This window comes from Pseudoalteromonas sp. TAB23, from assembly GCF_000498075.1.
GTDB classification, from domain to species: Bacteria; Pseudomonadota; Gammaproteobacteria; order Enterobacterales; family Alteromonadaceae; genus Pseudoalteromonas; species Pseudoalteromonas arctica.
Genome location: NZ_AUTP01000090.1, coordinates 1 through 5357, shown reverse-complemented (window position 1 = coordinate 5357; position 5357 = coordinate 1). Strand labels below are relative to the sequence as shown.

4 protein-coding genes are annotated in these 5357 nt (G+C 43.6%); all 4 read right to left on the bottom strand.

Annotated elements, in window-relative coordinates; translation table 11 throughout:
- Positions 1 to 971, bottom strand: a 971-nt coding sequence (gene prpF, locus L654_RS0102100) for a 2-methylaconitate cis-trans isomerase PrpF (protein WP_024607114.1), incomplete at its 3' end; no start/stop codon positions are given.
- 11 nt (positions 972 to 982) lie between these two features.
- Positions 983 to 3592, bottom strand: a complete 2610-nt coding sequence (gene acnD, locus L654_RS0102095; RefSeq protein WP_024607113.1) for a Fe/S-dependent 2-methylisocitrate dehydratase AcnD — start codon at positions 3590 to 3592, stop codon at positions 983 to 985.
- Positions 3593 to 3722: 130 nt separating this feature from the next.
- A complete protein-coding gene (gene prpC / locus L654_RS0102090) occupies positions 3723 to 4847 on the bottom strand; it encodes a 2-methylcitrate synthase (protein ID WP_024607112.1) in 1125 nt (374 codons plus the stop codon).
- Positions 4848 to 4896: 49 nt separating this feature from the next.
- On the bottom strand, positions 4897 to 5357 hold a 461-nt coding region (locus tag L654_RS0102085), incomplete at its 5' end, for an isocitrate lyase/phosphoenolpyruvate mutase family protein (RefSeq protein ID WP_024607111.1).

Genomic DNA, 5357 nt, shown 5'->3' with positions numbered 1-5357 from the left:
GCGGCCGTGCCAATAGCAACCGCAGCTGTACCCATCATGGCATGGTGCAGTTTACCCATCGACATAGCGCGTACTAACAAGTTGATATTTGCAGCTTCAATAATTTTACCGCTAGATGCTTTGTAATCTAAAGGTGATGCAACAAACGCAACTTTAGGCGTATGTTGCCGAGCTTGCGCTTCACTAATATTAGTGATTAAGCCCATTTTAACAGCGCCGTAAGCACGAATGGTTTCAAGCTTTTTAAGCGCTGCAACATCGTTATTTATATCGTCTTGCAGCTCTGTGCCGGTATAATTAATATCAGCGGCGTTAATAAATATGGTAGGAATACCTGCATTTATCATCGTGGCTTTTAGAGTACCAACACCTGGTACTTCTAAGTCATCAACTACGTTACCTGTTGGAAATAACGCGCCATCGCCATCAGCGGGGTCCATAAATTCAAGTTTTACTTCAGCTGCAGCAAAAGTGACGCCATCGAGCTCAAAGTCGCCGGTTTCTTGTACTTCGCCATTTGTCATAGGGACATGCACTAATATGCTTTTTTTAATATTAGCCTGCCACACACGCACAATAGCAACACCGTTATCGGGCACTAGGTTTTTATCGACCAAACCATTACTAATGGCAAAAGCACCGACTGCTGACGTTAAATTGCCGCAGTTTCCGCTCCAATCTACAAAAGGTTTATCTATCGCCACTTGACCAAACAAGTAATCAACATCGTGATCGGCTTGCTTACTTTTACTTAGGATTACGGTTTTACTAGTACTTGATGTAGCGCCGCCCATTCCATCCGTTTGCTTAGCATACGGATCGGGGCTGCCAATAACGCGTAGTAGTAAATTATCGCGCGCCTCGCCTTCTACTTGAGCAGGCTTTGGCAAATCAGTTAAATTAAAAAAAACACCTTTACTGGTGCCGCCACGCATATAGGTTGCAGGCACTTTAATTTGCGGTTTAAACATAATATTTGCCCTTATGCAGATTGCGTTGCTTCTAAAAAGTCTTGAGCAAAGCGTTGTAACACACCACCAGCCGCGTAAATAGAAAGCTCTTCTTGGGTATCGATACGGCACTTCATAGGCACAGTAAGCACTTCACCATCTTTACGGGTAATGCTTAGGTTAACGGTGGCACCTGGTTTTAAATCACCCGCTACATCGTACGTTTCACTGCCATCCAGTTCTAGAGTTTTACGCGTTGTGCCCGCTTTAAACTCAAGCGGTAAAACACCCATACCAATTAGGTTAGTACGGTGAATACGCTCAAAACCTTCAGCTGCTATTACTTCAACGCCTGCAAGCCTTACGCCTTTTGCAGCCCAATCGCGCGACGAACCTTGCCCGTAATCGGCACCGGCTACAATAATAAGCGGTTGTTTACGCTCCATGTAAGCTTCGATTGCTTCCCACATACGAGTATTAGTACCTTGTGGCTCTAAGCGTGCGTACGAGCCTTGCTTAACTTCGCCGTTTTCGTCCAGTACCATTTCATTAAGTAGTTTTGGGTTTGCAAATGTTGCGCGCTGCGCTGTTAAATGATCGCCCCGGTGCGTTGCATACGAGTTGTAGTCTTCCTCTGGGACGTTCATTTTGGTCAGGTATTCGCCAGCAGCACTACTTGCCATAATTGCGTTTGATGGCGATAAATGATCCGTTGTAATGTTATCGCCAAGTACTGCAAGCGCACGCATACCAGTCATTGTGCGCTCACCCGCAAGTGCACCTTCCCAATAAGGAGGGCGACGAATGTAGGTACTTTCTGGGCGCCAATCGTAAAGTGGATCGTTATCTTCACCGTAATCTACGGTTAAATTAAACATAGGCTCGTATACTTTTCTAAATTGCTCTGGCTTAACGCTTTGCTTAATTACTGCGTCAATCTCTTCATCTGATGGCCATAAATCTTTAAGCGTAATATCGTTGCCTTGTTGATCTTGCCCTAGTATCCCTTTTTCAATATCAAAGCGAATAGTACCTGCAATGGCGTACGCAACAACTAAAGGAGGTGACGCTAAAAATGCTTGCTTAGCATAAGGATGAATGCGTCCATCAAAGTTACGATTGCCCGAAAGCACCGCTGTAGTGTATAAATCGCGTTCGATTACTTCTTCTTGAATAACAGGGTCAAGGGCTCCACTCATACCATTACAGGTAGTACACGCAAAACCAACAATGCCAAAGCCAAGTTGCTCAAGCTCAGTTAGTAAGTTTGCATCTTCAAGGTATGATTGCACCGCTTTTGAGCCTGGTGCTAATGAAGTTTTAACCCAAGGTTTACGCATTAAACCCTTAGCATTTGCATTACGGGCAAGGAGTGCTGCAGCAATTACATTGCGTGGATTACTTGTATTAGTACAACTAGTAATAGCGGCAATAATACATGCGCCGTCTGGCATTAAGCCTTCTTCATTTTCAACAACGCCCGAAATACCTTCTTTAGCTAAATCGCTTGTCGATACACGGCGGTGTGGATTAGATGGACCTGCAATATTGCGCCCCACGCTTGATAAATCAAACTTAAGTACACGTTCGTATTTTGCGGTTTTTAAGCTATCGCTCCAAAGGCCTGCTGTTTTTGCGTAGTTTTCAACAAGGGCAATTTGTTCTTCTTCACGCCCTGTTAAACGCAAATAATCTATTGTTTTATCGTCGATATAAAACATGGCTGCAGTTGCGCCAAATTCAGGTGTCATGTTTGAAATGGTTGCTCTGTCGCCAAGTGTAAGCGCGTCTGCACCTTCACCGTAAAACTCTAAATAAGTAGATACAACACGTTGCTCACGTAAAAATTCAGTAATGGCTAGTACAATATCGGTTGCGGTAATACCTGGTTGGCGCTTGCCTGTTAGCTCAACACCAACAATATCAGGCAAGCGAATATAAGAAGCACGGCCAAGCATTACGCTTTCAGCTTCAAGCCCGCCTACACCCACAGCAATAACACCTAGCGCATCAACATGAGGTGTGTGACTGTCGGTACCAACTAGTGTATCTGGGAATGCAATGCCATCTCGGTTTTGAATAACCGGCGACATTTTTTCAAGATTAATTTGATGCATAATGCCGTTACCCGGTGGAATAACGTCAATATTTTTAAACGCAGTTTTTGTCCAGTTTATAAAGTGAAAACGGTCGTCATTGCGTCTATCTTCAATGGCGCGGTTTTTTTCAAATGCGTCAGGATCAAAACCGGCATGCTCTACCGCTAACGAATGATCCACTATTAACTGCGTGGGTACTACCGGGTTCACTTTTGCCGGATCGCCGCCTTTGGCTGCAATTGCATCACGCAAACCTGCTAAATCAACAAGCGCTGTTTGCCCTAAAATATCGTGACATACTACCCGCGCCGGATACCACGGAAAATCCAAGTCTTGTTTGCGCTCAATTAGCTGATTAAGTGCATCGGTTAACATGGCAGGATCGCATCGGCGTACTAGGTTTTCGGCAAATACACGTGATGAATAAGGTAGTGTGGCGTATGCACCTGGCTTAATTGCATCTACGGCTTCTTGCGTATCGTAATAGTCGACATTTGAGCCCGGTAGAGGTTTACGGTATTGGGTGTTATTAATTATGGTCATTGTAAGGGTTCGCTAATTTGGTGACGGTGTTTGCTCACAGCTAGCGTGTTTAATGAAAAGTTTGAGAAAAACTGCTCGCTAGTGGCTATGTGCAATAAAAAAAGTGAGCACATGCGTGCTCACTCATTTTTTAACGTGACTCTATTGGTGTGTAACTACGTGCATCAGGGCCTGTGTAATCGGCACTTGGGCGGATAATACGGTTGTTAGCGCGTTGCTCTTTTACATGCGCAGTCCAACCAGTAACACGGCTCATTACAAATATTGGCGTAAATAATTTAGTCGGAATATCCATAAAATGATAAGCAGATGCATGGAAAAAATCGGCATTACAAAACAGCTTTTTCTCGCGCCACATAATCTCTTCACAACGAACAGACACAGGGTAAAGCACGGTATCGCCTACCTCTGCCGCTAGTTTTTCAGACCATTTTTTAATAATTACATTGCGTGGATCAGATTCGCGATAAATAGCATGACCAAAGCCCATTATTTTATCTTTACGTTCAAGCATGCCCATTACTTCTTGCTCAGCATGCTCAGCACTTGTAAAACCTTGAATCATATCCATAGCGGCTTCGTTAGCACCACCATGTAATGGACCACGTAGCGTACCAATCGCACCTGTTACACAAGAATGAATATCAGAAAGCGTTGATGCACACACACGACCCGCAAATGTAGAAGCATTAAACTCGTGCTCTGCGTATAAAATTAGTGATACGTTCATCACTTGTGCAAATAACTCGCTAGGTGCTTTGTCGTGTAACAGTGTTAAAAAATGTGCGCCAACAGAGTCGTCATCTGTTTGTGTTTCAATGCGTACGCCATCGTGTGTAAAGCGGTACCAGTAACAAATAATACTTGGGAACACTGCAATCATACGGTCGATTGCATCATTGGCTTGGTTAAAATCAAGCTCCATTTCAAGGTTACCCAACATTGAGCAACCCGTGCGCATTACATCCATTGGATGCGCATCTTTAGGAATATTTTCAAGCACAGTTTTAAGCGCATCTGGTAAGCCGCGTAAACTTTTTAGCTTTGCTTTATACTTAGCCAGTTCGTTTGTCGTAGGTAACTCACCGCGTGAAAGTAAAAAAGACACTTCTTCAAACTGCGCTTTTTCGGCAAGTTCGCTAATATCGTAACCACAATACGTTAAACCAGAACCACTTTGTCCAACAGTACACAATGCTGTTTGACCAGCCACTTGTCCGCGTAAACCCGCGCCGCCTAATGCTTTATCTACCATGATCTTCTCCTATCTTAAATTTGTGTGTGATTTTATTTTTTAATAATTATTATTTGTCAGATTTTGATGAAAAAAGTGTATCGAGTGTGTTCTCGTACGTGTGGTAATCTAAAAAGTCGTAAAGTTCAGAACGCGTTTGCATATTTTCAATTTGGCTTTGTTGTGAGCCTTCATTTAAAATGGCTGAGTACACGTTGAGTGCTGCTTTGTTCATGGCTCTAAATGCACTTAGTGGGTAAAGCACCATTTCAACGCCTACATCGCTTAACTGCTCTTTAGTGTAAATAGGTGTTTGGCCAAACTCAGTAATGTTTGCCAAAATTGGAACGTTAATCGCTTTTGCAAATGCTTGGTAATCAGCAAGGTCGTGTACGGCTTCTGCAAAAATAGCGTCAGCACCGGCTTCAACACAGGCAGCTGCACGGTCTATCGCAGCATTTAAACCTTCTTTTTGAAATGCATCGGTACGCGCCATAATATAAAAATCGCTATCGGTTTTTGCATCAACCG

What these genes read in the sequence shown, in the direction of transcription:
- acnD (WP_024607113.1), bottom strand. Translation starts at nt 3,592, where the DNA reads ATGACCATAATTAATAACACCCAATACCGTAAACCTCTACCGGGCTCA.
- prpC (WP_024607112.1), bottom strand. Translation starts at nt 4,847, where the DNA reads ATGGTAGATAAAGCATTAGGCGGCGCGGGTTTACGCGGACAAGTGGCT.